Genomic DNA, 26868 nt, shown 5'->3' with positions numbered 1-26868 from the left:
GAAATGATGGGACGTGTGGGCGTCACGCCTGCTCGTGCTGCCGATATTCCTGCCGGTGCAACGCCCTGTCCGTCGGTACATCTCGCCAGGCAGCGGCCCGGCTTGAGGCATGAATGGCTTCCACCAGTGTCTGGATGCGCAGACCCGCGCGGAAATTGAACGGTTCGGGCTGATTGCCAGCCAGTGCTTCCAGATATCGTGCGACTTCTATCGCCTTAAGGTCATTGAATCCCAACTGATGACCCGGCGCCACGCAGAACAGTCCGTAGGGCGCGTGATCAGGCCCGGCTTCAATACGGCGGAACCCCTTGCGTCCCCGCGCATCAGCACTCGAGAAGAAATGCAGTTCATTAAACCGCTGCTGGGTAAAGGCCAGCGCGCCCTTCGTGCCATATATCTCGAAATCATGCTGCATGGTCCGCCCGGTCGCGATCCAGTTTCCTTCGACCGAACCCGTCGCCCCGTTTTCGAACCGCAGGAAGGCGCGCCCTATATCGTCCACCTGCACCGCACGGGTTCCGCCTTTCCCGTCCGGTCGCGATCCGATCACTGTAACGCAGTCCCCCATGACCTGTGTAATCGCGCCTGCCGCCGGTCCCATCAGGTATTCGGCAGTAGCCAGCGCGTGGCTGCCAATATCGGCCAGCGCCCCGCCACCCGCGGGGTCAAGGCGGAACGTGAAGGGCGATGTGGCGTCCGCCATGTAATCTTCCGCATGCAGGCCACGATACCCGCGAATTTCACCCAGTTCACCCGCCGCGATCATGTCACGCGCCAGCGCGAACATGGGGTTGCACAGGTAATTAAAGCCAACCTGTGTTTTCACCCCCCTTGCCTCTGCCGCTTCGGCCATTTCACGCGCATCCGCGGCAAGAGGGGCCAAGGGTTTTTCGCAGTAGACATGCTTCCCTTCCGTTATTGCCGCAAGTGCCATTTCCTTATGCAGGGCATTAGGGGCAGTAATGTTGATCACGTCTATGTCGGGATCGGTCACAAGGGCCCGCCAGTCACCCGTCGAGCGGGCAAACCCCAGCGCTCCGGCCGCTCTGGCGGCAGCTTCTTCCGAAATATCGGCCAGACAGACCAGTTCCGGCTGAAAGGGCAGGTCGAATACCTTTGATGCAGTTGAATAGCCAAAGGCATGGGTCCGGCCCATGAATCCGCTGCCAATCAGGCCAATACGCAGCTTACGTTTGGTCATTTGACGAATTCCCTGTTCACGATAAGGGTGGGATCAAGTGTGCCAGCAAAGAAATCCAGAACATTCCGTACGCAATGGATCGCCATACGCTCCGCCGCCTGTGCGGTCAGTCCGGCGATGTGGGGCGTCAGGATGACCTGATCCAGCCCGATTAACGGATTGTGGACGGATGGTGGTTCGGGATCGAACACATCCAGCCCCGCAGCTGCGATACGCCCGTTAAGGATGGCCGCAGCCAGCGCGGCTTCGTCCACGATGCCACCACGCGCGGTATTGACGATGATCGCCCCTGACCTGACGCGCCGCAGTTCAGCTTCACCAACAAGCGGCCGGTCGCCCTTGGGCACATTGACCGAGATGATATCAGCCCATTCCAGCCCGTCATGCAGGTCCGCTACTTCCCTGACCGGACCGGCGGGCCATTTTCCCCGGGTGGACAGATAGGGATCATAGGCCCTGATTTCCATGCCAAAGCCTGCGGCCATGGTGGCAAGATGCCGCCCGGTGCGGCCATAGCCCAGTATCAGAAGCCGCCTGCCCCCCACTTCGCCCGCCATGAGCCTGTTACGCCAGTCCCACTGGCCCTGCCGCACGGCCTGATCCGCGCGGACCAGATATTTGGCACAGGCAAGTATCAGGGTCATTGCATGTTCAGCGACGGAAACCGAATTGACGTCGCCCACGATACACAGGGTGATGTCGCGCCTGTCCAGCGCGGGCAGGTCAATGCCGTCATAACCCACACCATGCCGGGAGACGACCCTGAGCCGTGACGCCCTTTCCACCGTCGCTGCGGACAGGGGCTGGGTGCGCAGGATCAGGCCATCGACATCGGCCATGAACGGGGCATAGCTTTCCTCCGATATCTCCTCCACATAATCATAAGTCACGCCGGGAGTACGGTCGAGCAGCGCAAGACCCGCCGAATGCAGGCGCCCTGCGACCAGTATATGGGGCATCAGTAGCCTCCTCCCCCTTGCAGCACCGTCACGCCATCACGGCTGACAAGCTTGCGAAACTGCGCAACACTGGCCCCGGCAGCAGCAGCCAGCAGGCGGGAATCTCCCGATACGGTGGTCATGTTGAACCCCCACCCGATGGCACGCGCGGCGTAATCCGGCGTGCCGCAATGCAGGGCGACGCGAATGCCACTGTCCTGACAGGCCGCGATGATCTCGTGCAGCCTGTCGATCATTTCCGGTTCCTCCCGATCGAAGCCGGGAGCCAGACGTCCACCCGCAAGGCTGAGCGTCAGATCCGCAGGCCCGACATAAATACCGTCAAGTCCCGGGGTTGCGGCAATTTCGGTCAGGTTATCCATGCCCTGCTGCGTCTCGATCATGGCAAAGGCCAGGATTTCGTCATTGGCCTGGCTGGCATAATTGCTGCCTGCCGCGAATGAGACGCGCGTCGGACCAAAACTGCGTTGCCCATAGGGTGGATAGCGCATGTAGCTTACGAATTCGGCTGCCTGCGCCGCCGTATTCACCATGGGACAGATCACGCCGTATGCCCCGGCGTCTAGCATTTTCATGATGACGCCGGGTTCGAGCCACGGCACCCGGACCATGGGCACGACGCCGGATGCACGCATGGCCTGCATCATGGGCAGCACGCTGGAGTAATCAAGCGCACCATGCTGCACATCTATTGTGACTGAATCATAACCCTGGGCCGCCATGATTTCGGCCGTGAAGGGATTGCCGATGGAACACCAGCCATTGAGCGTGGGTTTCCCCTGGGCCCATAGCTGTTTGAGGCGATTGGGGATCATGTCAGAATACCACCTGTGCCAGTTTTACATCCAGATAATCAAGAATGCCCTCGCTGCCCCCTTCCCGGCCCATGCCGGAGAAATTGGTGCCCCCAAAAGGGGCCTCGGCTGCCGCAAGAGCCGTGGAATTGATTCCGACCATGCCCGCCTTCAGCTCCGCCACCGTGCGGCGCGCCCGTACGGGCGAACGGGTAAAGGCATAGGCGGCCAACCCCATGTCGGACGCATTGGCGCGGGTCAGGACTTCGTCATCACTTGAAAAACGGGTAATCGCGGCAATCGGCCCGAAGTTTTCATCCACCATCACGCGCATGTCATCCGTTACTTCGGTCAGAACCGTCGGTTCATAGAAATAACCATTATTGAACCCCGCGGGCCGCTGGCCACCGGTATTCACCTTTGCGCCACCAGCCACGGCATCGGCAACAATGGCCTCCATTTCCGCCAGGCGGTGCCCGTTGATGAGCGGGCCCATGTCCACGCCATCATCCAGTCCGTCCCCCAGCCTGATCGCCTTCGCGCGGGTAACAAACCCCTTCACAAACGCATCATGCAGGCGGTCGTGGATGAAAAAACGGTCAGGCGCCACGCAGACCTGGCCGGTATTGGCGAATTTCGCCTGTGCTGCGGTATTCAGGGCCATATCCAGATCGGCGTCATCATAGACGATCAGCGGTGCATTCCCGCCCAGTTCCATCGACACCTTTTTCATTGTATCCGCTGCATCACGGATCATCTGCTGCCCGATGCGCGTGGAACCGGTCAGTGAAACCTTGCGCACAAGCCTGGACGCCATGATCGGCCGATAGGTTGCATCCGTAGACCCCACGACCAGATTGACCGTACCCGGCGGCAGGTTTCCCGCCCGACAACAGTCAACCATGACCATCGCGGTACCCGGTGTCTGGGAAGACGGCCGGGCAATGACCGGGCAGCCCGCCGCCAGCGCGGGCGCTATCTTGCGCGCCAGAAGGGACGCGGGAAAGTTCCATGCCGTAAACGCCGCGACAACGCCGACCGGTTCATGACTGACCTCGAAACGGCCAGACGGCACGCGACTTTCTATAATACGCCCATAAATACGGCGGGCTTCTTCCGCATACCACCGGAACTGGTCAATGCTCAGCCCCCATTCCCGACGCGACTGCGCCAGCGGCTTGCCAGTTTCGCTGGAAATCATCCGGGCTGCTTCCTCCGTGCGCCGGATCATTTCATTGGCAATAGCATGCAGGGCTTCAGCGCGATCATGGGCGGGCGTGGTGGACCATCGCGCCAGCGCCATATGTGCCGCGTCAATGGCAGCCTGCGTATCCACCACGCCAGCACCGGGCACTTCGCCAAGTGGACTTTCTGATACCGGGCTTATGACCGGTTCGGTTTTTCCTTCCGACGCCTGACGCCATTCGCCATCAATAAACAACCCGAAATTCGTGTACATTATTGGGCCCTCATTATTTTTGTGACACGACATACGGCGACTGACCTGATCGCCTCTGCGGTGGAAGCAGGCGGAACGTCATGCACGCCCGCAGGTAAAACTGCCCATCAGTCCCGTTCTGGCCCTGCCGCCCAACACATATCCGTCAGCATTGACGGCACCAGAACCATCTTTTCCATGCATCCGACAAAAAACGGGCATCCGTCCCATCAACGCAGCCATGGGAATATTGTGAACCGCCCCGGCATTGCGGCGTTCACCACCGGCAAGCCAGCAATCCGCCTGCGTCTGTTGGACGGCTTTCCCAGTCATCGGGCCGGATCAGCAAGCTCCTCTCTTCCTTTTTTACATTTGCAATTAATGTTGCGTATTTATTGTGTTGTCAATGTATATTGCAATTAGATATGGTGACCGCAACCCGCCAAGGGAGGAAACAGAAATGACACAGGCGACAATCCGCCTCACTACAGCCCAGGCCATCGTGCAATGGCTGGTTAATCAGTTCACCGAAATCGACGGTCAGCGCGTCCCGCTTTTTCCTGGTGTCTTTGGCATTTTTGGCCATGGCAATGTCAGTTGCCTGTCCGAGGCACTCGAAGCCGTGCAGGATAGACTCCCCACATGGCGCGGACAGAATGAACAATCCATGGCCTTGGCCGCCACGGGCTTCGCCAAGGCCCGGCGACGACGGCAGGTCATGATCGCCGCGTCCTCCATCGGGCCGGGCGCGCTGAATATGGTGACAGCCGCCGGCACCGCGCATGCGAATCGTCTGCCTTTACTTCTGCTGGCTGGCGATACATTCGCAACCCGCCTGCCCGATCCGGTCCTGCAGCAGGTTGAACATTTCAATAATCCCACAATAACGGTCAATGATGCGTTCCGGCCCGTGACCCGCTACTGGGACCGGATCATGCACCCGGCGCAGATCCTTCCATCCCTGCCGCAGGCCACGGCAACAATGCTTGATCCGGGTGATTGTGGACCGGCCTTTATTTCCCTGCCGCAGGATATTCAGGAAATCGCCTTTGATTATCCTGTCACCTTCTTTGAAGAAAAAGTATGGGCCATTTCCCGTCCCCGGCCGGACCGTCGCAGGCTGGCGCAGGCGGTGGACCTGCTGAAAACGGCCAGGAAACCACTCCTGATCGTAGGCGGCGGCGTGCGGTATTCACTGGCGGAAGACGCGGTTGCCGCATTTGCAATAAAACGTGGCATCCCGATTGTGGAAACGATCGCGGGCAAGGGCAGCGTCACGCATTATCATGAAGCGCATGCGGGGCCGATCGGCATTATCGGTTCCACCTCGGCCAATGCACTGGCGGGGGATGCGGATGTCATCGTGGCGATCGGTACGCGACTGCAGGATTTCACGACCGGATCATGGACCGTATTCAGCCAGACGGCACGGTTCATTTCCATTAACACGGCCCGGTTTGACGCGGTCAAGCATCGTGCGCTGGCGGTTGTAGGCGACGCGCTGGAAACCATAACCGAATTCGACGCGCTGCTGGGGGACTGGAAGGCGGACCCACAACGCATGCAGCGCGCACGGCATCTGTTTGGTGAATGGGATGACCTGCTGACGAAACTGCAGGCGCCCACCAACGCGCCCGTGCCGACATATGCACAGGTTGTGCACGCGGTGAATGATGCGGCAGGGGAAAATGATACCATCATTACCGCAGCTGGTGGCCTGCCCGGCGAAGTGTGCAAGGGCTGGCGGGTCAAGGCCCCCAATAGCTTTGACCTTGAATTCGGCTTTTCGTGCATGGGGTACGAGATCGCAGCAGGCTGGGGCCATGCCATGGCCAGTAGCGGGCCGGGTGGAACCGGTGGCACGCCCATCGTCATGATTGGTGACGGCACCTACATGATGATGAACTCCGACATCTATTCCACCGTGCTGACAGGCCATAAGATGATCGTTGTGGTCTGTGACAACGGTGGCTTCGCGGTCATCAACCGCCTGCAGCAGGCCAAGGGCGTGCCCGGTTTCAACAACCTGCTTGTTGACTGCCACGTGCAGAATCCCAGCCACCCCCTGCATGTCGATTTTGTAAAACATGCCGAATCCATGGGCGCGCTGGCACGCAAGTGCGACAGCATGGCCGAACTGTCTGCGGCCCTGGAATGGGCCAGGACCACGGACCGGACCACCATCCTTTCCATCACCACGGACGCCCACGCCTGGACCCCAGGCGATGCGGAATGGGATGTAGGTGTCCCGGAAGTCTCCACCCGCGAATCCGTGCGGGCGGCAAGAAAACAACAAGAAGAAATCCGCGCGAAACAGCGTGTGGGAGTGTAATGACCATGAAGGCAAAACTGGGTATCGCACCGATCGCATGGTGGAATGACGACCTTGCGGAACTGTCCGATGATGTCAGTCTTGAGGAATGCCTGCGCCAGGCCAGTGAGGCAGGCTTTACCGGCATGGAAACGGGACGCCGCTTTCCCATGGACATGAACGAACTGGGACCGACCCTGAAACGCTATGGCATTTCAGTGTGTGGGGGGTGGTTTTCCGGACTGCTGCTGGATGGAGACATGGAAGCGGAGAAAGACCGCATCCGCGCCCAGATGGATTTTTTCATTGCCGCTGGTGCGCCATGCATCGTTTACGGTGAAACCGCCCGTTCGATCCAGGGGATACGGTCCGCCCCGCTGACGACCAAACCGCGCCTTTCGGAAGAGGACATACGCACCTATGGTCGCAGGATGACGGTCTTTGCCGAATGGTGCGCCGATGAAGGCATGCCCCTTGCCTATCACCACCATATGGCCGCCCCGATCGAGACCGAGACCGAGCTTGACCTGCTGATGAAACATTCGGGCAAAGCGCTGCACCTGCTGTTTGATACCGGACACATGTATTTCGCGGGTGGCGATCTGCTGCGCGTAATCGACAGGCACCATACCCGCATCAGCCACGTGCATACCAAGGATGTACGCAACGCCGTGATCGATCGCCTTGACCGCAGCAGCGAAAGTTTCCTTGACGCGGTCGTAAAGGGTGCCTTTACCGTACCGGGTGATGGTTCGATCGATTTCCTGCCTGTTATCGAACGCCTTGCGTCCTATGGGTATGAAGGCTGGTTTGTTGTCGAGGCCGAGCAGGACCCGACCGTCAACCCACCGCTGGAAATGGCCCGTAAGGGACACGCCGCCCTTATGCAGCTTATGGCGCAGGCGGAATACAGGGTCGCGTCATGAACCGGATGGATGACAGGGTATGCGTGGTCACAGGGGCCACGCAGGGACTTGGGGCGGCTATCGCGCGCCGCCTGGCCGCAGCAGGTGCGGCAGGTATCGCCATTACGGGACGAAGCGAGGCCCGTGGAACGGCCGTGGCGCAGGAGATTTCGGACAGTTTCGGCGTGCCCGTATTCTTCATCCGCGCCGATCTTGTATCCGTCGCAGACTGCAGGGCGGTCATCGCCCGGACGCATCACCGTTTTGGCCGTCTGGATGTGCTGGTGAATTCCGGCGCGCTGACGCAGCGGGGCACCATACTGGATACGGATCCCGACCTGTTTGACCGCATTTTCGCAACCAACGTCCGTGGGCCATATTTCCTGATGCAGGAAGCAATCCGGCACATGATCCATGATGGAACCGAAGGGGCAATCTGCAATATCGGTTCCATCTCGGCGCTGTCGGGCCAGCCATTCATTAGCGCCTACTGCGCGTCAAAGGGGGCACTGGCCACGCTGACTGCCAATACGGCCTTTTCCGTCATGGCCAACCGGATCCGCGTCAACCAGCTTAATATCGGCTGGATGGCGTCGGACAAGGAACGCGAAATCCAGGCAGCCGAGACGAATGATCCTGACTGGATGGAAAAAGCCGCCGCCGGGCTTCCTTTCGGGCGACTTGTCGCACCGGAGGAAGTGGCCCGTGCCGTAAACTTCCTCGTTTCTGACGATGCCGGTCTCATGACAGGCGCAATCGTGAATTTCGATCAGTCCGTCTGGGGCGCAACCGCACGTGGCATGCCCGTTCCGGACGGGCCGATGCGCTGGCCCGTCTGATCCACCCAGCCCCGGTTCCATCGCAGCATCCGTTATTTTTGTGTAACGACGGGGATCCGGGGCTTGCGGGATTCATTTTGCAGGCGTGATGCAAGAGCTACGATCAGTCCCTGTGTCAGACACATGGGCGCCGCCAGAGAGCGCGAAAACGTATATTCATGCTCTGGCACAGAAAACAGCACGTCTGCATTGCGTGCCAGGGGCGAAAGGGTGCTGTCACTGATCGCCACTACCGGTATGTTCCGGGTCGCGGTTTCTTCCATAATATTGACGACTTCACTGGCGTAGAAGCGGAATGAAACAGCAAACAGCATGTCCGTTGGCTGGATCGCCCGGGCCATGTGGGTTGCAAGACCGCCCGCCGCATCCAGCAGGACCGCGCGTTTACCAAGCATTGTCAGCATGTAGCGCAACAGTTCAACCACCGGCGCGGAACGTAGCTGACCGATCAGGTAAATCGTATCGGCCCGGTCCATAAGGTCAACTGCCTGCGCAATCTGTTCTGCAGTCACATTGGCCAGCAATTCCTGTAACGATGAGATATCACGCATGATCAGGTCATGCATGAATCCCATTTCGCTCCGGTCCTCACGCGTATCAAGTTCTTCCTCCAGTGCCCTGACACGGGCGCTGAACCCCAGGGCTGCCGTGGACAGGCGACGGCGGAATACGGCCTGAAGGTCCTTGAACCCCTGATACCCGAGGGACTGCGCGAACCGGACGCAGCCTGACGCATGCACGCCGCATTTCTCGGCAGCCACATGGACAGAATCAACAGCGACATCATTCGGATTCTGTGTGATATACAGGGCAATCTTCTGGTAGGAATTGCTCAACCGGGCATATCGGTCATGGATGACGCGGATCAGTTCCTCATATGTGACCGGAGGAGAATGTGGGATCTCTGCCTGTTTTTTTTTCGATACCTTCATTACTTCCTGACTATCGATTCTGGACAACATGCCCCGGGCCGATGGCGCCCGCGCCACGTTAACATCATGATCGCAACGCCTTTCCTACCGGCGGAGACGGCGTAATACCATAATATTTTCTGGCTACTTGACCATATGCCGCTTTCCATAACGATGCCGGTCATAAGGCAACCGCTTTTTTCGGGATTTCGTTGAAGGAATATAGGCTGCACTCCCGCATGCAGCAAGAGCATTGAAAACAGGCACTACCGTAGGTGTTTCGTCCCAGGGCTTGATGATGCATTATTTTCCCGCGAGTAGAAGGAATCTCTATGGGACAGATGCATCATGGCAGCGTACCGACCGGGCCTGCTTTTCACGTATTTCGGCCTGAATCGGTTTTCCTATGACCTGCCGGCGCAACATACTGCCTTTTGGCGGCATGGGTCATCAGTTCATCACAGGCGGCTTTCGGCCATGCAAATTCAGCTCCGCCATGACCTGAGGCTCAGCCGTTCGAGGGTCCGACGCTCCACGTTTTCCTCAAGGAAAGCGTACAATCTTCCCTTCCGCGCAGCAATTCCGGGAAGATGCTGTCTTTCACGGTGATGGTCGAAGGATGTCTGCCCCGACCGGATCACCTTGCATAATATCTGTCACGATATCCCAAGGTTCCGGCGGATCGCCTTTCCTTCGATAAAACGCGTGCGCCGGATCTTTTTCTGTTGTCTTTACAACAAGCATCCCAAACCGGCCTTCCATTCACTATGAAGGCCATCGTGACCTCCGTTCTTCAGAAAGGGAGCATTTTTGAGTGCCTGATCCCTTTCCGGAGGGGGACACTCATGCCGTTTAACATCCATTCCGCGTCATGCAGGTCATCGCAGCGATACCGTGCTCAGGTGACTTAAATCCAGGGGGCATCATGATTTCACCAGGTGATCACAAACCCGTTAATCATAACTGACTGAAATCAATCAATTCATTTTCAGTCAGCCCCCAGAGAACAGGTTTACGATACAACATGAGCAGGCGTTTTACCTGCAAGGCAATCCATGATCTGATGGACGCACATCATCGCCATCCGCACCAAAGCGTCTTCGGTCGTTGCCCCGATATGTGGTGTCAGAACAAGTGACGGAGCTGACAGTGCTGGCTCATCAGGTGCAGGGGGTTCGTGTGGCAGGACATCAAGCGCAGCGGCCTGCAACTCTCCCGCAACCAGTAGATCCCGCAGGGCCTGCGTATCAATTGCGCTACCCCGGCTTGTGTTCACGATAAGGCTGCTGGGATTCAATAATGAAAGATGGTGACGGTCCAGCAATGGTCGCCCGGATGCATCACCGGGACGATGCAGTGACAGCACATCGGCCTGTCGCAGAAGATCGCCAATATCCTCAACACGCTCGGCTCCATGGGCTGCAAAAACATCTTCCGGAACGCTGGGGGACCACGCCATGACCTTCATACCCAGTCCCGCCCCTGCAATCTGCGCCACATGCCGTGCAATGGCCCCAAACCCGACCAGTGCCAGCGTCCTGCCATGCAGCTCGATCCCGGGACCTTCATAACGGAAACCCCAGTTTCCCTGCCGGACGGCTGTATCGGCGGCACATATCCTGCGGGCCGCCGCCAGCATGAGGGCAATTGTCATCTCGGCTACAGACCGGCTGTTGGCATTGACGGCCCGCGTAACGGGAATACCGCGCCGGGCAGCAGCAGCAACTGCAATCCGGTTCGTACCCGATCCGTGACAGGCAATAATGCGCAGGCAGGGGGCCGCGGCAATGGCGTCGGCGCTGAAGCCCAGATCACGGGTAATGACTGCCTCCGCATCCCCGACCTCTGCAATCACCGCCTCCATGGTTGGCTGACTGGCGAAGCGTGTCTGGAATCCCTGTTCGTGCATGAACCGGACGGCCCTAAGGTGAATGGGTTGCGTTATGAAACAGGTCGCCATTGGTCCAATCCGCATTACACGTAAAAAAGGAAGCGGATGCCAACAGGGCAGACAGCCGGTTCCCTGAACCCGTTCCCTGCCGCCTGCCTATCTGGCAACCACTAAAATAACAGGTGCAATTCAGCCCCGTGATGCGCGCTGGCGCAATAGATGTTCCAGCACCTGCACGCCATTCAGGAAATCCGGGAATTCCATGCTTTCGTCCGGGTTATGGCTGCCATTGGCATTCCGCACAAACAACATTTCGGTCGGAATTCCCTGCCCCGCAAATGTCGCCGCATCATGTCCGGCCCCGCTTGGCATCGAAATGGCAGGAATATCCAGGGCGCAGGCGATCTTCTTCGCGTCGGCCTGCAGTACGGCATCCATGATCGCCGGCGTGCTGCGCGTACGCGGACCAAGATCAACCGTCACATTGTATTCTGCTTCTGCCCGGCGCGCCTGTTCAATGACCAGCGCGTTCATGCGTTCGAGCAGGTTTTCATCACGCGAACGGATGTCAATGACCAGTTCCAGCCTGCCGGGAACGGCGGCAAAGTTGGCCTGTGCCGGATCGGTCTGGCACACGCCGAAGGTCAGGGTCATCTCTTCCCCCTCTGCTTCGACCTGTTTCCATGCCGTTTCCAACGCCATCATCATGCTTGCGCCCGCCATTACCGCGTCGGAGCGGAACCGCCGCGGCGTGGCGCCGGAATGGGCGTACTGCCCGTGAATGACAACGGAACGATAGCGCGTGCTGCCACAGATACCCGTCACGATCCCGACCGGCACATCGGCTTCGATCAGCACCGGCCCCTGTTCGATATGCAGTTCGACAAAACAGTCGATCCGCGCGGGCTGCAGCACTGTCGCCCTGCCACACAGGTCCGGCTGCGCGCCACAGGCCAGCATGTGGTCACGCAGGCTGACGCCATCATCACTGCGTGGGGTCGCCAGTGCCGTGGCGTCAAGCAGGCCGAAGGCCGTCCGGCTTCCCAGGTAGGACAGGGGAAACCACACGCTTTCTTCCGCGCGGGTCACAATCAAAGTGGCATCGCGTTCGGGCTGATACCCCGCCCGTGCCCATGCGCATAGTACAAGCAGCCCCGCTACGGCACCGGCCGCACCATCAAAGTTGCCACCACAGGGAACCGTATCCGCATGGGAGCCGGTCATGACAACCGGCAGGTCACGGTTACGACCCGGCAGGGTGACAAACAGGTTGGCGGCCCAGTCCCTGCGGACCTCCAGGCCATGTTCCCTAGCTACGGTTTCAAACACGCCATGAGCAAGGTTTTCACCCTCGCTGTAGGACGGGCGCGTCATGCCCCGACCGTCAAAACCGATTTCATGCAGCCTGTCGAACACACTGCGCCCCAGATCGGGATCCAGCACAGGAACGACAGTGGCGGACACGGGAGAACTGGCCATTGTAGATCCTTACTGCTTGGTGAAAAGCTGCGTCATATCGGCGAATGCCTTGAATTCCAGCGCATTGCCCGCCGGGTCACAGAAAAACATCGTCGCCTGTTCCCCCGGCAGCCCGACAAAGCGGATGGTCGGTTCCATGCCGAAGGAAACGCCATGGGCACGCACACGCTCGGCCAGTATTTTCCAGTCATCCATGTCCAACACGACACCGAAATGCGGAATGGGCACATTATGGCCGTCAACCGCGCCCTTGCCCTCGTTACGATGGCAGGCATCGGGGATCAGATGTGTCACGATCTGATGTCCATACAGATCAAAATCGATCCATGTATCCGTGCTGCGCCCTTCCGGGCAGCCCAGAACGGTTCCATAGAATTTCCGTGCTGCAGCAAGATCATCGACGGGGAAGGCAAGATGGAAGGGATTAACCATGAATACACCATAAAATTACATGTAACGTATTCATATCACGCGACTTTTACACGAAATAACATGAATATATGACTTCATACGAAAGGAAATGTTTTCTATCTTCCCAATAGTGGAAAGCAGAGTTTTAACCCTGCTCCAGCACCAGCTTCCCGCCTTCGCTGCGGAATGTCGTCCCGTACGGGCGGCACAGTTCCGCGAAGCGTTCAAGGATTTCCTGACCTTCCCTGCCCTGCGCCAGAAACGGCAGCCCACGACGATGCGCGGACTTGCCCAGTCCTAGCGATACTGGATGGATTTCCATGGATGACAGCCTGCCATCCCCATCGAATTCACATACAGGCAACAGCGTCTCCCAGAAGCGGCGGTCGGCGGGGAAGCCCTTCGTATCGTTCTGCGTGCGGGTCTTGTACACCTGATGCGGCGTTACGTCGGTGCTGACCTTATAAAAGGTATAGGAATCTTCAGGCAGCATATCGACCAGTTCATTCTGACCAATAAAGTTGCCAAGGCTGTAGAAGATCGGCTTGCCCTTGTACATCTCCATGCCCTTGAGCAGATGCTGACCGTGGCAGACCACGATATCCGCCCCCTGATCAATCACATCATGGGCGAAGGTTTCAAGGAATGCACCGGGCTTTTCCCAACTGATATTGCCATTTTCGTCGTAACCGACTTCATGCGTGTGAACGCTGACAATCACTACATCGGACACGACCCGTGCCTCCCGCACCCAGCGCCCGATTTCTTCCAGGTCGCGCGGACTGGGCGTGGTCAGGATACGCGTGTCCGGACCTTCGACAAAACGGGTACCATCAAGTGTCAGCGTGCCTTCGGGCGCGGGATAGCCAAAGCCGAGCCTGATCTGCTCTTCCTTGATCTTTTCCAGCCCCAGACCGGTCGAGATGCTGCGCAGCATCTTCAGTTCTTCCGACCGGACCTGATAGGTCGTGGTGAAATGCAGCGGATTAAGGCCGGGCCGCCCCTGCATGCTGCGGGTCTGGTCCGCCGCTTCCTGCCCGCGGGCAAAGGTGGAACAGCACGACAGCATGCCAACCGTACCGTTAGGATGGCTGTAATAGGCGGGGCGACGCGCTTCTTCCAGCGTCAGGCCCACGCCAGCATAAAGGATCTCGCGCAGGTTCAGTTCCGAAATCGCCCGGCGCAGACCCGAAATGCTGTAATCAAGGCAGTGATTGGTCGCCGCGGCAAACAGGTCGAAGCCTGCAACCTGCAGTTCATCCAGAATCCATGGATGTGCACTGAAATGCGACCCGCCATGATCCAGCGCCGGATCACCCTGATAATCGCTGGGCATGATTTCCAGATTGGTGAATGACGCATCACAGTCACGGATCATGTCGAACAGCTTCATGCAGACCGGGTCCACATCCGTGTTCAACCGCCGCAGTACAATGCTGTCGCCAGTCAGGCAGACTTTCATTTTCTATTTCTTTCAGCTGATGATTACAGAATTTCGGCAGGTATTTCAGACACGGCACGCGTGCCGGTGATGGTTCGCGTGACCGACCACAGGATGGCGGCACCCACGGCCACCGTGCCCCCCATACACACCATGCCGGCAGACATGGTGCCCGTAAGTGATGTCAGCTTGCCGACAACCATGGGACTGACAAAACCGCCCCATAGTCCGATGGCATTGATCAGGGCGAACCCGCCAGTGGCGGCACTGCCCTGGAACACGTTGGCGGCCAGCGCCCAGAATACGACGTATGAGGCGTAGATCCCCGCCGTCGCCCCCGCCAGCACGACCATCTGCAGGGCAAATACATCCGGTATGACCGTGGTCAGAAGAAAGCAGCCAGCAGCCAGCAGCGCCGGGGCATAACAGTGAAAGCTGCGTTCCTTTTTGCGGTCCGACCGCGCGCTCCAGTACGCCATGGAGGCAACCGAGACGGCATAGGGAAAGGAAGAATACAGCCCGACTGCAAGCGGTGAGCTTACGCCCGCTTCATGGATAAGGGAGGGCATCCAGAAATTCAGCATGTACATACCGGCCATCAGCGCGAAAAAACCCAGTGACAGCATGTAAATCGCCGGATCGCGCACAACAGCGGAAAATGTGCCGTGACGCACGTTCTCACGCACGCTCCATCCCTCGATTATCGTGCGTTCGCGTGGTGAAAGCCATTTTGCATCCTGCGGCGTGGAAGGCAGGACAAATACGATGATGAAACCAAGCAGAACGGATGGCAGCCCTTCCATCACGAACATCCACCGCCAGCCCGCAAGACCGCCCACCTGATCAAAATGCGTCAGCAGCCAGCCCGATACCGGACCGATCATGATCCCGGCGAGTGGTAGCGAAAGCTGGTGCCAGAAAATGACGCCCGACATCCGTTCAGCCGGATACCAGCGCGCCAGGTAATAGGTGCAGGTGGGTGCGAAACCGGCCTCGAACACGCCTAGCAGGAAACGCAGGATATAGAAGCTCTGCCGGTCATGGATGAAACCGGTCGCAGCCGATGTCAGCCCCCACAGGACCATGATGCGGGCGAATGTTTTCGGTGCACCGACTTTCGATGCCAGCAGGCTGATCGGTATTTCGAACAGGACCAGACCGATAAAGAAGATACCCGCGGCAAAACCGAACTGTGCTGCCGTCAACCCGACATCCTGCGAAATATGGGCCCGCGCGAACCCCAGATTGGTGCGATCTATGCTGTCCATCAGATAGATCACGATAATCCATGACATGATGCGCCAGTTCAGGCGGTGATACAGTCTTGTCTGGATATCTTTCATTGGCCCCATCCCATTTTCCCGGCCTGCGGTCCCCCGATCATGTGGGAACCGCAGATGGCTTCAGGTCATTACGTGGTGGTCAGAAGTTGTAGGCGAAGCGGCCACCGACAAACCGGGGCTGCCCGGAAATACCCATGTTGACCGTTGTCGCAAGCGTCCGGCTGACGATGTAGTCACGGTTGAGGATATTGGTGGCGTAAGCCGTGACCGACCACGGCCCCTTGACCGGACGGAAGGTTACACTGCCGTTCATCAGGAAATAGGACGGCAGCAGGTAACCGCCGGTGCCGCGCGGCACGGTATCCTGCGCGCCACGGTATGAATAATCACCTTCCATGCGGATGACGTATTTGCGGAATACGGGTCGTGTCTCGTACGAAATGGTCCCGTTCAGCGTCAGCTTGGGAATACCCATGTCGGCACCATTATAGCTGTCGTTAAACGCCTTCCATTCATTATGCGCGGCTTTGTATGCACTGACTGCCTGCACGTTCAGCACCTGAAAATCATCATATGTGCCGCGCTGATAGCCCACATTCTGCGTCAGTGTCAGACCACGGATCGGATTGGCGCTGATGGACAGCTCCGTGCCAAAAATGTGCGAACGCGGCACATTTACATACGAGCCAACAGTGCCCCAGTTGGGAACCAGAATATACGAGAAGTACTGCTGGTCATGATAGGAATCCCAGAACGCGGCGCCGTTGATACGCAGGCGATGGTTGAAGAATTCGCTTTTGAACCCGACTTCATACGCCATTAGCCATTCCGGCTTGAAGCCTGCTGCCTGCTGTTCCGTCAGGGTGGTGTTGGCGGTAAAGCCCCCTGGCTTCACCCCACGGCGGATATCGGCATACAGCATCACGTTGGGCTGAACCTGATAGTTGATCCCGACCTTGCCCGAAAACTGGTTCGTCATGGTGCCATGATTGGAAAATGTCTGGGTATAGGTCTTGGCCAATGTTGTGGGGTTGTAACGATAGACGGCATCATTGATGAACTGCCGGTCATCGGTCTGGTGTTCCAGGCCGAAGGTCAGGCGGATCTTATGCGTCAGGCTATAGCTCAGGTTGACGAACTGCGCGAAATCCTGCTGCGGCTGTTCATGGGCACTGTTCTGGAAATAATCCTTGCCGGGACGGTCAGTATAATCGAACCAGTTTTCACCCGATGCGCGCACACGGTTGTAATACATGCCGGCGACCCAGTGCAGACGGTCATTGAGCACATTACCCGACAGGCGGATTTCCTGTGAAAAGACATTCATGCTGCCCGTCAGGTAACTATCCCCCGAACGGTAGGCTTCGGCATCACGATCGATATATTCATGCCGCTGCTGCTGCTGGAACGACGATACCGTGGTCAGGTGGCTCCACCCCAGGTCACGGTCAAAATCAATATTGATACCCCACTGCACATCATTGTACGACGGTTTACTTTTGGGGGAAATGCCCAGCAGTTTCGCGTATTGCGGGTTCAGGTTCCAGCCGGTGGCATAGATGTCGCGGTCACGCGGCAGGATGTTGCTGTTATCCCCCAGAATGAAACCCGCATCCGCCTCGGACGAATCCTGTGACCAGTTGCCCGTTATCTTGACATTCGTCTTGTCATCCGGCTGCCAGGCCAGTTTGGCGCGCAGGGCGCCCTCGTTTGCGCGGCCCAGCGATTCCCCGTTTTCACGGTTGTAGCGGAATGCACCGCCCTGCAGCATCTGCCCCGCTATACGGAACTGCAGGCGTCTGGTGATCGGGGCAGAAACATAGAAATTGGTCTTGCTGCGGGCATAGCTGGCAATGTCTTCCGACACGCCATAATGCAGGGTCTTGGTCGGGTCGTTGGTGGTGATCCGCACTTCACCACCGGTATCAGCCAGTCCGTGCTCAAACCCCACCGGGCCCGGTTCGACACCAATGGATGCCACATCGAACATCTGCCCTGAGCTCATGGACGTAATGGTATAGGGCACACCGTCAAAATAGGTCATGACGGATGACATGTTGTTCTGCGTGTAATCCTGCATGCCAATGCCACGCAGATAATAATCCGGAACGTTGGAACCGCCTTCGGTCTGGATGGTCAGGTTCGGGACAAGGTTCTGGATATCCTGAACGGTAGTGACATGATGCGTGACCAGTTCCTCCGCCGTCAGGTTGGTGATATTGCCTGCCTTGTGCTGGTCCGCACCAAAAGCGAACGCGCGACGTCCACGGGTGACCTTGATGACTTCAGGCGCAGCATGGGTCTGCACCGATACCGGGGATGCAGCATGCGATGCCACCGGCGCCTTGCCATGCCCAGCACCCTTTACATCATCTGCCAGGGCCGCTTCGGCCGGCACACATCCGGTATAGACGGACAACATAAGGAAGCTGCGAAACGCATGCTTCATAACCGATTTCTGTCGCTTCTGCTGGATCGCAAACATCGTGAACTCCTGTTCCATACCACCGACCAGGGCGACCAGATCGGAACACTCATGTTGCGTATTCAGAACATATTCCCTTCAAAACAAACAGGCGTTACTTCTTGGTTCAAAAGATATTAAAACTATGCAATAACTTTTTTGTCCCGAACATAAATGGCTAAAAACTGCGGATTTATGATGATTTTCTCCTTATCCATATCAGAAAGACCACCATAAAAAGCATTTTGTTGTAACCAATATCGTATATGATCGCATAGTCGGAACGGGATTTGACATTATTATACCGTAACGTTTTGGCTGCCGCAGCAGCCATCCCTTCCCTTCCTACGGACTGGTTCATGGCAATGCGTAATCTCGAAGACATCAGCTTATATGTGGATGCTGCCGCACAGGCCGCCATCACGTTGAGCGACGCCGTGTGGGACACACCGGAATTGTGTTACGAGGAAACACATTCATGCGCGCTACATACCGCGATGTTGCATGAACAGGGTTTTGCCGTCACCCCGCACCTGGTCGGCATCGCCACAGCAGTCATGGGTGAAAGCGGGCATGACGGCCCGGTCATTGCATTCCTGGGGGAATATGACGCCCTGCCCGGCCTTGCCGCGCAGGCTGGCGTCTGCCATCCCATCGCGACGGGTGATGCCAACGGCCATGCATGCGGGCATAACCTTCTGGGTGCGGCATCACTTCTGGCTGCAACCGCCATCCGACGCTGGCTTGCGGCAAACGGACTGCCGGGACGGGTACGTTATTATGGTTGCCCGGCGGAAGAAGGCGGAGCGGGCAAAGGTTTCATGGTCCGTGCCCGTGCGTTTGACGGAGTGGATGCTGCCATTTCATGGCATCCGACTGCTTTTTGTGGGGTATTGCCGCCCACGTCGCTGGCCAATATGCGACTGGATTTCACCTTTACCGGACGATCTGCCCATGCAGCGGCCAGCCCACATCTGGGACGTTCTGCGCTGGATGCGGTGGAACTGATGAACGTGGGCGTCAACTATCTGCGCGAACATATGCTACCGACATCGCGCATTCATTATGCCTATATCAATGCTGGTGGCGTCGCCCCTAATGTGGTCCAGTCCGAAGCCGTGGTGCGCTATTCCATTCGCACGGAAGAACTGGCTGACCTGTTCCCTCTGGTCGAACGTGTGCGACAGGTAGCACAGGGTGCCGCGCTGATGACGGGCACGACTGTCAATAGCCAGGTCACCGGCGGGGTTGCCAACCTGCTCGCCTGCCCACCGTTGGAACAGATCATGCAGGACAGTTTCGAACAGCTTGGCCCCCCCGACTTTGATGCACGGGAACAGGCTTTTGCCCGACAGATTCAGGCAACCCTGCCACCTGATGACGTGACTGCCGCTTTTGGGCAGATCGGTCAGAAACCACGCGACATCGCCTTGACCGATTTTATTCTGCCACCGGCCAGTACGTTCACCCTGGGTTCAACGGATGTGGGGGATGTCAGTTGGACCGTTCCGACCGTTCAGGCGCTGGGTGCTACATGCGCCATCGGTACCCCACTGCATTCATGGCAGATGACGGCACAGGGCAAATCGGCCATGGCACATCGTGGCATGATCCATGTCGCCAAAGCAATGGCAATGACCGCGTCCCGCCTGTTCCTGTCGCCTCAGATGCTGGAGCGTGCCCGCATGGATCACGCGCGCCGTCTTGGTGAATGCCCCTATGTCAGCCCGATTCCTGACGATGCCCACCCACCAGCCCAGGCACGAGTCAGGAACTGACACCTGTTCTGGAAAACAGTTCAAATCGCCCGCCTCCGCGGAAAAAAAGGGACTTCCTATGGACACGCGTTTTCTGGAAAGCTTTATCGCCATTGTGGAACGGGGTTCCATAGCTGATGCAGCCCGTCATCTTGGCCTGACGCCCGCAGCCGTTGCACAACGTATCAAGGCACTGGAAGACGAGATCAGACAACCGCTTCTGGTACGCGCCGGACGCAGCGTGACGCCGACGGCCGCGGGACTGGGTATTATTGAAAAAAGCCGCCTGCTGATCCGTGGGGTGGAAGATCTGAAGGCACTGGCCACGCATAATGAGTTTGCGGGCGAACTGAAACTTGGTGCAATCTCCACAGCCCTGACCGGCATCCTGCCCTTCATGCTGCGGAAGTTCCTATTCGATTATCCAAAAATTGATCTGCATGTAACACCAGGCCAGTCAACAAAACTGTATCATGAAGTGGTTGAAGGACAACTGGATGGCGCGATCATTGTCGAGCCACCGTTTGCCATTCCCAAGGCATGCGGCTGGAAGCGCATCCTGTCAGAACCAATGGTCGTACTGGTTTCCGAAGACTGCACCGAAATGGACCCCATAAAAATCCTGAAGAAAAACATGTTCCTTCGTTATGACCGTAACCAGTGGGGTGGTCGGATAGCAGATGCCTATCTGCGTGAAACCCGGATTTTTCCAACACGGCAACTGGAACTGGATTCACTCGAGGCCATAGCCCTGATGGTTAGTCAGAAAGTGGGCGTCTCCCTTGTTCCTGACTGGCTGAAGCCGTGGCCGGAGGGGCTCAGAATCCGTAAGATCCCGTTACCCGATACGCTGCTGCAACGTCACATTGGTGTATTGTGGCTGCATGCTTCTTCACATGCGAACCTGCTGCGGCAGATGGTCCCGCTCCTGCAGCCCCAACAACTTTAAGAATATGCAGCACCTTATTGTTTCAGACCATTTCTGTTTGATACGCATTCAAAAAACCTGTCATTGACCTGCAATAGACCATTTCCTCTTTCTTTGGCTTTCAACATCAGGATTAAAGTCACTTCCCATGGACACGCGCTTCCTCGAAAGTTTCCTGATTGTGGTTGAACAAGGGTCAATTGCGGCTGCAGCGCGACAGTTAGGCCTGACACCAGCAACAGTGGCGCAGCGCATTCATACGCTGGAACAGGAAATTGGCTGCAATCTGGTACAGCGCGACGGCCGCAGCGTTCAGCCAACCGAAAACGGGCTGGCCATTCTGGAACAAAGCAGCGCCATCATTACCAGCGTGCAGGATCTATGTGCAATTGCAACCAGCACGACCCCAACCGGAAAATTGAATCTGGGTGCGATATCCAGTGCTGCAAACGGACTTCTTCCACCATACCTGAAACTGTTTTTTGAATCTTTCCCTGGTATTGAACTACGCATTACGCCGGGTTCGTCCTCTACCCTTTATAACGCAGTGATGGATGGCTTTATTGATGCTGCATTTATTGTAGAACCACCGTTTGATATTCCGGGTACCTGTATATGGCAGACACTGCGTTCCGAACCACTAGTCGTCATTACATCGGGAAACATCAAGGAAACCGATCCACACGAAATCCTGCGTAATTATCCTTTGATCCGCTATGACCGAAATCAGTGGGGAGGCCGGTTGGCGCATGAATATTTACGACGTAACGGTATCTGGCCACATGAGCGTCTGGAACTGGACTCCCTTGATGCCATCTCTGTTATCGTCAATCAGGGCACAGGCGTATCGCTTGTGCCAGACTGGGCGCTACCGTGGCCTGACGGAGTACACCTGAAAAAGATTGCATTACCGGCACCTGCCCCCTGTCGTAAAATTGGGTTTCTATTCCAACGTAATACATCCCGACGAAGACTGATCAACAATCTGCTGGAAATTCTGCTTACGCCGCAAACCACCACATAAAGTAAAAGTGCTTCCCGCTTATTAGGTTCTGTTGACAAAAGACGGTAGCCACAATTTTACGGCTGCGAGGTTAAGAAAGGCGAGGAACGATTTTCTTGTCTTGTCATAGCGTGGGCGATACGTCGGAACTGCTTCAGTTTGTTGAACATCCGCTCGATACGGTTGCGATCCCGATAACGACGGAAGTCGCAGGGAATATCCTCTGTGCGATTTGAACGCGGCGGGATAACAGGAAGAATGCCTCGAAAAAGCAGGTTCTCCCGTATCCTGTCACTATCATACCCCTTGTCGGCCAGAAATCGGCGCGGTGCCACGACCGGCAGGTCCATCAGGACATCAGCGCCGGAATAATCAGAACTTTCACCGCCCGTCAGGTCGAAGCCGAGAGGGCGGCCCTGACCGTCAGCGCGGGCGTGGATCCTGCTCGTAAAGCCGCCGCGGCTTCGACCAGAACCTTCCTTGTGTGTCCCCCTTTTGCGCCAGCCGCCTGGCTGTGAGCCCGAACGACCGTGCTGTCGATCATGTGCTGCCAGTCATCGGTCAGACCGAGTTCAACCAGCGTTTCCAGCAGAGCGTCCCAGACGCCCTGTTCTGCTCATCGACGGAACCGCACATAGACCGAGTTCCATTTTCCGTAGCGCTCATGCATGTCCCGCCATGGGCAACCGACACGCAGGACATAAAGCATTCCATTGAGAAACAGACGGTTATCCTGTGCCGGTCGTGACCAGCGGCCACGTTCAGGCGGCAGCAGGCCGCCAATGATCGTCCATTCCTCGTCCGTCAGGTCGCCACGCATCCACAGGTCTCCGCAAAGACCAGCGTTGAATCACGTCCAGGCCAGTCTGAAAAGACCTTTTGTCAACAGAACCTAACACTACAGTTGCATTTTGTGTTGAGTTCTGAATCTATGGGTAACCATGATTCAGGATATGATGAGTGGCGGTACGTCTGTTGAAGAGACGCTGGAATTATGGGCGCGCTCGCTTCGGTCCGCCAAGGATCGGATGGCGCCGCTGTTCACGCAAAAACGTGTCGTAGATTCGGCCTGTGCTTTTCTTGATGTTTTGATTGGCAATGAACCACGCAAGACGGGATGGATGCGAGCGGAAGCCGCAGGAGATCCTGGTCCATGGCGGCAGCAGGCGCTTCTGGGACGCGGGCACTGGGATGCCGATGCCCTTCGTGACGTCGTCAGGGATTATGTGATTGAGCATCTGGGCACTGAAGAGGGCGTGCTGGTCATTGATGAGACCGGTTTTCTGAAGAAGGGTCAGGCGTCCTGCGGTGTGGGGCGGCAGTATACGGGATCTGCCGGCAAGATCACGAACTGCCAGATTGGTGTGTTTGGCGCTTATGTTTCGGAACGGGGGCATGCCTTTATTGACCGCGCCCTGTATCTCCCGAAAGACTGGACATCAAAGCCTGAGCGTCTGAAGCGGGCCCACGTTCCCGATGACGTGGTGTTTGCAACCAAACCGGCGTTAGCCTCGATGATGATTGAGCGAAGTATTGAGGCCGGTGTGCCGTTCCGCTGGGTTGCAGCAGACAGCGTGTATGGCGTGGGCGACGTAGAACGCACGCTTCGCCGGGCAGGAATTGGATATGTGCTTGGGGTCAAGGGCAATCACTGGTTCGGATCATGGGCAACGGAACCGCTGATTGCCGGAGAGGCGAAAGATATTGCAGCAGGACTGCCAGACCAGGCCTGGCGTCGTCTGTCAGCGGGGCACGGCACAAAAGGTGAGCGACTTTATGACTGGGCGTATCTTCCGCTGTAAGCATCCGGTAGAAGCCGCCTTGTAGACTGATAGGACCGGATATCTCTTCTGTGCATGGACGATTTTATCGAGAATGAACACGAGACAGTCGCAGCGAATGTCGCAGCGACTGCCCGGAAAAACCATGCAGCAATCGAGATTGTGGGGGAACGCCGCCGGGCCTATACGCCCGCTTTTCGCTCCCGGGTTGTAAAAGCCTCTTTTGAAAGCGGCTTTCCCGTTCGTGAAGTGGCCCGCCAGCATGGGATCCATGTCAGTCTTCTCTATCGCTGGCGGCAGGAATGCCGTCGGCGCAGCAGACGGCCTGAAGAGGGACCCCTTGTGCCTGTCAGACTGGCAGAACCGGTTGCGCAGGAAGGTCAGGCGCCAGGCCAGATGGAAATTACATTCCGCGATGGCAGCATCCTGCGTTTTGGTCACGATGTTCCACCCGAGAGGGTTGAACGCCTGATTATGCTGCTGCGGCCATGATCCCGGTTCCTTCCGGTGTCCAGGTCTGGCTGGCAACGGGTGCGACCGACATGCGGCTCGGCATGCCGGGTCTGGCCCTGAAGGTTCAGGAGGCCCTGGGGCGCAATCCCCATGCGGGGGACCTGTTTGCCTTCCGGGGGCGGCGCGGAGATCTGCTGAAAGTGCTCTGGCACGATGGACTGGGCATGTCGCTCTACGCCAAACGGCTGGAGAAAGGCCGCTTCATCTGGCCATCGCCCGCAGAGGGCGTTGTTGCGCTATCACCCGCGCAACTGGGTTACCTGCTTGAAGGCATCGATTGGCGGCATCCGCAACGGACATGGCGGCCTGATGTCGTGGGCTAGCGCAGAATTGAGGGATGGGCAGGTGAATTCCAGTACCCCACCACCAGATAATATGGCTCTCTTGGGGCATGGAGGATGTGCGCGGAAAAATCGGTGACCTGCAGGCCGCTCTCGCGGCATCTGAGGCTGCCCGTCGGGCGGCCGAAGCCATGGTGACCCATCTGAGGCTGATCATCGCGAAGATGCGGCACGACCGTTATGGCGCCTCGTCGGAACGTGGGAAACGGCTGCTTGACCAGCTTGAACTCGAGCTGGAGGATCTGGAAACGGGCATGGCCGAGGATGACCCGGCCAATGGACCCGGCACAGCGATCCCGGTCACTGATCCCAGCCCACAACGCCATGCCGGACGCAGACCCCTTCCGTCAGACCTGCCGCGCGAGCGCGTTGTCATTCCTGCCCCCACGCAGTGTCCCTGCTGTGGTTCGGCAAGACTGACGAAACTGGGCGAGAGCATCACGGAAACCCTTGAGGTCATTCCGCGCCAGTTCAGGGTTATCCAGACAGTGCGCGAGAAGTTCAGCTGTCGGGACTGCGAGACCATCACCCAGCCGCCAGCCCCATTCCATCCCCTTGTCCGCGGACGGGCGGGACCGCACCTTCTGGCCTCTGTCCTGGTCGGGAAGTTTGCGGACCACCAGCCCCTGAACCGGCAGGCGGCAGCCTTTGCCCGTGAAGGAATTGCGTTGGATACGTCCACCCTGGCTGACTGGGTCGGGGCCTGCACCGCAACACTGGCACCGCTGACGGCACTGATCAAAGAGCATGTCCTTGCTGGAGAACGGGTACATGCCGATGATACCACCGTACCGGTTCTGGCCAGCAGTCGTACCGTGACCGGGCGGTTATGGACCTATGTGCGCGATGACCGCCCCTTTGGTGGCCCGGCGCCTCCTGCTGCCTGGTTCGGCTACTCCCGCGATCGCAGGGGCGAGCATCCCACCACTCATCTCGATGGCTGGAGTGGCATCGTGCAGGCCGATGCCTACGCCGGCTACAATGCCCTGGCAAAGCCGGGACGGCAGCCTGCGCCCGTCACGCTGGCGGGCTGCTGGGCGCATGCCCGACGCGGCCTGTTCCGGCTGGCCGAACTGGGCAGGGCACCTCTTGCCGTGGAAGCCGTAAGGCGGATCGACTGCCTGTTCGAGGTGGAACGGACCATCAATGGTGTCGTGCCACAGCAGCGTGCTGCCCTGCGGCAGCAGTTCAGCGCGCCTATCGTTGAAAACCTGATGCAATGGATGCGTGACAGCTGCAGCCGCATGTCCGGAAAATCACCCGTCGCGCAGGCCATGGCCTACATCCTCAGACGACCGGATACCTTCACGGCGTTCCTCCATGATGGCCGGATCTGCCTGACCAATAATGCGGCAGAACGGAGCCTGCGTGGCATCGCCGTAGGACGCAAGGCCTGGCTGTTCGCGGGTTCAGACCGCGGCGGCAGGAGAGTGGCTGCCATGTATTCCCTGATCGTCACTGCGAAACTCAATGATGTCGATCCCCACGCCTGGCTGGCTGATGTCATCGGACGGATCAACGATATTCCCCTCTCCCGGCTCCCCGACCTGCTTCCCTGGAACTGGAAAAACACCCGTCACGCCAATCATACACAGGCGGCCTGACGCATGCCTGCGGTCCTCGTCGGATGCTTACCTTCCGCTTGCTGATCTGGATGCTGAAGAATTTGACTGCCCTATAGCCGGACCATGGACACGTGGCCTGTTGATCCGCCGAAACATCGCTGACGGGGACCTTGCCTATTTTACGACCTGGAGCCCGAAAGGGACAACCACGCAGGAACTGGTGAACGTTGAAGGGACGCGCTGGAGGATCGAAGAAGGGTTCGAGACGGCCAAAAACGAATTTGGTCTTGATCATAACGAGACCCGCTCCTGGCATGGTTGGCATCGGCATGTCTCTCTGGTCATGCTGGCCTATGCCGTCATGGCCAGTGTCCGTTACCAGGCAAACTCACTGAAACCGAAAAAAACACAACTCAGAACACGACAGTCCTTGTCCGCTGGTCCATTCAGGAGATCAGGCGCCTCGTCGTAAAACTTGCACAACGCAGACTACCCGTCTCTCACATCCTCAGATGGTCCGTCTTTCGACGAACGCATCAGGCCAGTGCTATCCGCGCTCACTCACGACACAAAATGCAACTGTAGTGCTAATGATTATGGAGAGGATCCGTGGCTCATCGCCGTGCGAACGGCAAAAAATTTAGGGGCTGGCA

20 protein-coding genes and 3 pseudogenes are annotated in these 26868 nt (G+C 57.7%); 11 read left to right on the top strand and 12 right to left on the bottom strand.

Annotated elements, in window-relative coordinates; all coding sequences use genetic code 11:
• Positions 1-22 precede the first annotated feature (22 nt).
• Genes ACE2AA_RS00785 through ACE2AA_RS00770 form a run of 4 tightly spaced genes read right to left on the bottom strand, consistent with a single transcriptional unit; the run spans position 23 to position 4413 of the window.
• Positions 23-1201 (bottom strand): Gfo/Idh/MocA family protein, encoded by a 1179-nt coding sequence (locus ACE2AA_RS00785; protein ID WP_141262397.1) that lies wholly within the window; start codon positions 1199-1201, stop codon positions 23-25.
• A complete protein-coding gene (locus ACE2AA_RS00780) occupies positions 1198-2160 on the bottom strand; it encodes a hydroxyacid dehydrogenase (protein WP_395370659.1) in 963 nt (320 codons plus the stop codon). The genes ACE2AA_RS00785 and ACE2AA_RS00780 overlap by 4 nt, the downstream gene beginning before the upstream one ends.
• Positions 2160-2975, bottom strand: a complete 816-nt coding sequence (locus tag ACE2AA_RS00775) for an HpcH/HpaI aldolase/citrate lyase family protein (protein WP_395370657.1) — start codon at positions 2973-2975, stop codon at positions 2160-2162. The genes ACE2AA_RS00780 and ACE2AA_RS00775 overlap by 1 nt, the downstream gene beginning before the upstream one ends.
• Before the next feature lies 1 nt (position 2976).
• The gene (locus tag ACE2AA_RS00770; protein WP_141298741.1) at positions 2977-4413 is read right to left on the bottom strand and encodes an NAD-dependent succinate-semialdehyde dehydrogenase; all 1437 of its coding nucleotides are present in this window, start codon (positions 4411-4413) and stop codon (positions 2977-2979) included.
• 439 nt (positions 4414-4852) lie between these two features.
• On the opposite strand from ACE2AA_RS00770, the gene iolD reads away from it, so the two are divergent.
• The 3 genes from iolD to ACE2AA_RS00755 are packed head-to-tail and all read left to right on the top strand — an operon-like array spanning position 4853 to position 8447.
• Entirely contained in the window at positions 4853-6724 is a 1872-nt protein-coding gene (gene iolD, locus ACE2AA_RS00765; protein WP_395370656.1) for a 3D-(3,5/4)-trihydroxycyclohexane-1,2-dione acylhydrolase (decyclizing), read from the top strand.
• 5 nt (positions 6725-6729) lie between these two features.
• Positions 6730-7629 carry a myo-inosose-2 dehydratase gene (gene iolE, locus ACE2AA_RS00760; RefSeq protein ID WP_141262402.1) on the top strand — a complete coding sequence of 300 codons (900 nt, stop codon included), beginning with the start codon at positions 6730-6732 and terminating at the stop codon, positions 7627-7629.
• The gene (locus ACE2AA_RS00755; RefSeq protein WP_395370655.1) at positions 7626-8447 is read left to right on the top strand and encodes an SDR family oxidoreductase; all 822 of its coding nucleotides are present in this window, start codon (positions 7626-7628) and stop codon (positions 8445-8447) included. The genes iolE and ACE2AA_RS00755 overlap by 4 nt, the downstream gene beginning before the upstream one ends.
• Before the next feature lie 32 nt (positions 8448-8479).
• Here the strand turns inward: ACE2AA_RS00755 and ACE2AA_RS00750 are convergent, their stop codons facing one another.
• The 7 genes from ACE2AA_RS00750 to ACE2AA_RS00720 all read right to left on the bottom strand — a co-directional run bounded on the left by ACE2AA_RS00750 (position 8480) and on the right by ACE2AA_RS00720 (position 18312).
• Positions 8480-9379, bottom strand: a complete 900-nt coding sequence (locus ACE2AA_RS00750; RefSeq protein WP_141262404.1) for a MurR/RpiR family transcriptional regulator — start codon at positions 9377-9379, stop codon at positions 8480-8482.
• Between the two features lie 991 nt (positions 9380-10370).
• Positions 10371-11318, bottom strand: coding sequence for an NAD(P)-dependent oxidoreductase (locus tag ACE2AA_RS00745; protein ID WP_141262405.1), 948 nt, complete (start codon positions 11316-11318; stop codon positions 10371-10373).
• A 120-nt stretch (positions 11319-11438) separates the two neighbouring features.
• Positions 11439-12728, bottom strand: a complete 1290-nt coding sequence (locus tag ACE2AA_RS00740) for a Zn-dependent hydrolase (RefSeq protein WP_141262406.1) — start codon at positions 12726-12728, stop codon at positions 11439-11441.
• Between the two features lie 9 nt (positions 12729-12737).
• Entirely contained in the window at positions 12738-13160 is a 423-nt protein-coding gene (locus ACE2AA_RS00735) for a VOC family protein (RefSeq protein WP_141262407.1), read from the bottom strand.
• Positions 13161-13284: 124 nt separating this feature from the next.
• Positions 13285-14601, bottom strand: a complete 1317-nt coding sequence (locus ACE2AA_RS00730) for a CapA family protein (protein ID WP_141262408.1) — start codon at positions 14599-14601, stop codon at positions 13285-13287.
• A 23-nt stretch (positions 14602-14624) separates the two neighbouring features.
• Positions 14625-15923 carry an MFS transporter gene (locus tag ACE2AA_RS00725; protein ID WP_395370652.1) on the bottom strand — a complete coding sequence of 433 codons (1299 nt, stop codon included), beginning with the start codon at positions 15921-15923 and terminating at the stop codon, positions 14625-14627.
• Positions 15924-16002: 79 nt separating this feature from the next.
• Positions 16003-18312 (bottom strand): TonB-dependent receptor, encoded by a 2310-nt coding sequence (locus ACE2AA_RS00720; RefSeq protein WP_395370651.1) that lies wholly within the window; start codon positions 18310-18312, stop codon positions 16003-16005.
• 374 nt (positions 18313-18686) lie between these two features.
• On the opposite strand from ACE2AA_RS00720, the gene ACE2AA_RS00715 reads away from it, so the two are divergent.
• The 3 genes from ACE2AA_RS00715 to ACE2AA_RS00705 all read left to right on the top strand — a co-directional run bounded on the left by ACE2AA_RS00715 (position 18687) and on the right by ACE2AA_RS00705 (position 22036).
• Positions 18687-20105 (top strand): amidohydrolase, encoded by a 1419-nt coding sequence (locus tag ACE2AA_RS00715; RefSeq protein ID WP_408887411.1) that lies wholly within the window; start codon positions 18687-18689, stop codon positions 20103-20105.
• A 58-nt stretch (positions 20106-20163) separates the two neighbouring features.
• The gene (locus ACE2AA_RS00710; protein ID WP_141262413.1) at positions 20164-21033 is read left to right on the top strand and encodes a LysR family transcriptional regulator; all 870 of its coding nucleotides are present in this window, start codon (positions 20164-20166) and stop codon (positions 21031-21033) included.
• 127 nt (positions 21034-21160) lie between these two features.
• Positions 21161-22036: a LysR family transcriptional regulator gene (locus ACE2AA_RS00705; RefSeq protein WP_141298758.1), complete on the top strand. Its 876-nt coding sequence runs from the start codon at positions 21161-21163 to the stop codon at positions 22034-22036.
• 21 nt (positions 22037-22057) lie between these two features.
• On the opposite strand, the pseudogene ACE2AA_RS00700 reads toward ACE2AA_RS00705, so the two are convergent.
• Positions 22058-22835 (bottom strand): annotated as a pseudogene (locus tag ACE2AA_RS00700) (IS5 family transposase).
• Positions 22836-22956: 121 nt separating this feature from the next.
• Between ACE2AA_RS00700 and ACE2AA_RS00695 the strand changes: the two are divergent.
• The 5 genes and pseudogenes from ACE2AA_RS00695 to ACE2AA_RS00675 form a co-directional block, all read left to right on the top strand.
• Positions 22957-23814, top strand: a pseudogene (locus tag ACE2AA_RS00695) (IS701-like element IS1452 family transposase); the annotation flags it as partial.
• A 57-nt stretch (positions 23815-23871) separates the two neighbouring features.
• Positions 23872-24288 carry an IS66-like element accessory protein TnpA gene (gene tnpA, locus ACE2AA_RS00690; RefSeq protein WP_010512275.1) on the top strand — a complete coding sequence of 139 codons (417 nt, stop codon included), beginning with the start codon at positions 23872-23874 and terminating at the stop codon, positions 24286-24288.
• A complete protein-coding gene (tnpB, locus tag ACE2AA_RS00685; RefSeq protein ID WP_395370650.1) occupies positions 24285-24632 on the top strand; it encodes an IS66 family insertion sequence element accessory protein TnpB in 348 nt (115 codons plus the stop codon). Before tnpA ends, tnpB begins: the two co-directional genes overlap by 4 nt.
• Positions 24633-24700: 68 nt before the next feature.
• Positions 24701-26254, top strand: coding sequence for an IS66 family transposase (gene tnpC, locus ACE2AA_RS00680; RefSeq protein WP_395370649.1), 1554 nt, complete (start codon positions 24701-24703; stop codon positions 26252-26254).
• Between the two features lie 25 nt (positions 26255-26279).
• Positions 26280-26687, top strand: a pseudogene (locus ACE2AA_RS00675) (transposase); the annotation flags it as partial.
• Positions 26688-26868 lie beyond the last annotated feature (181 nt).

The sequence above is a fragment of the Komagataeibacter diospyri genome (assembly GCF_043995075.1).
Lineage (GTDB): Bacteria > Pseudomonadota > Alphaproteobacteria > Acetobacterales > Acetobacteraceae > Komagataeibacter > Komagataeibacter diospyri.
This window is presented reverse-complemented; position numbering and strand designations above follow the sequence as displayed.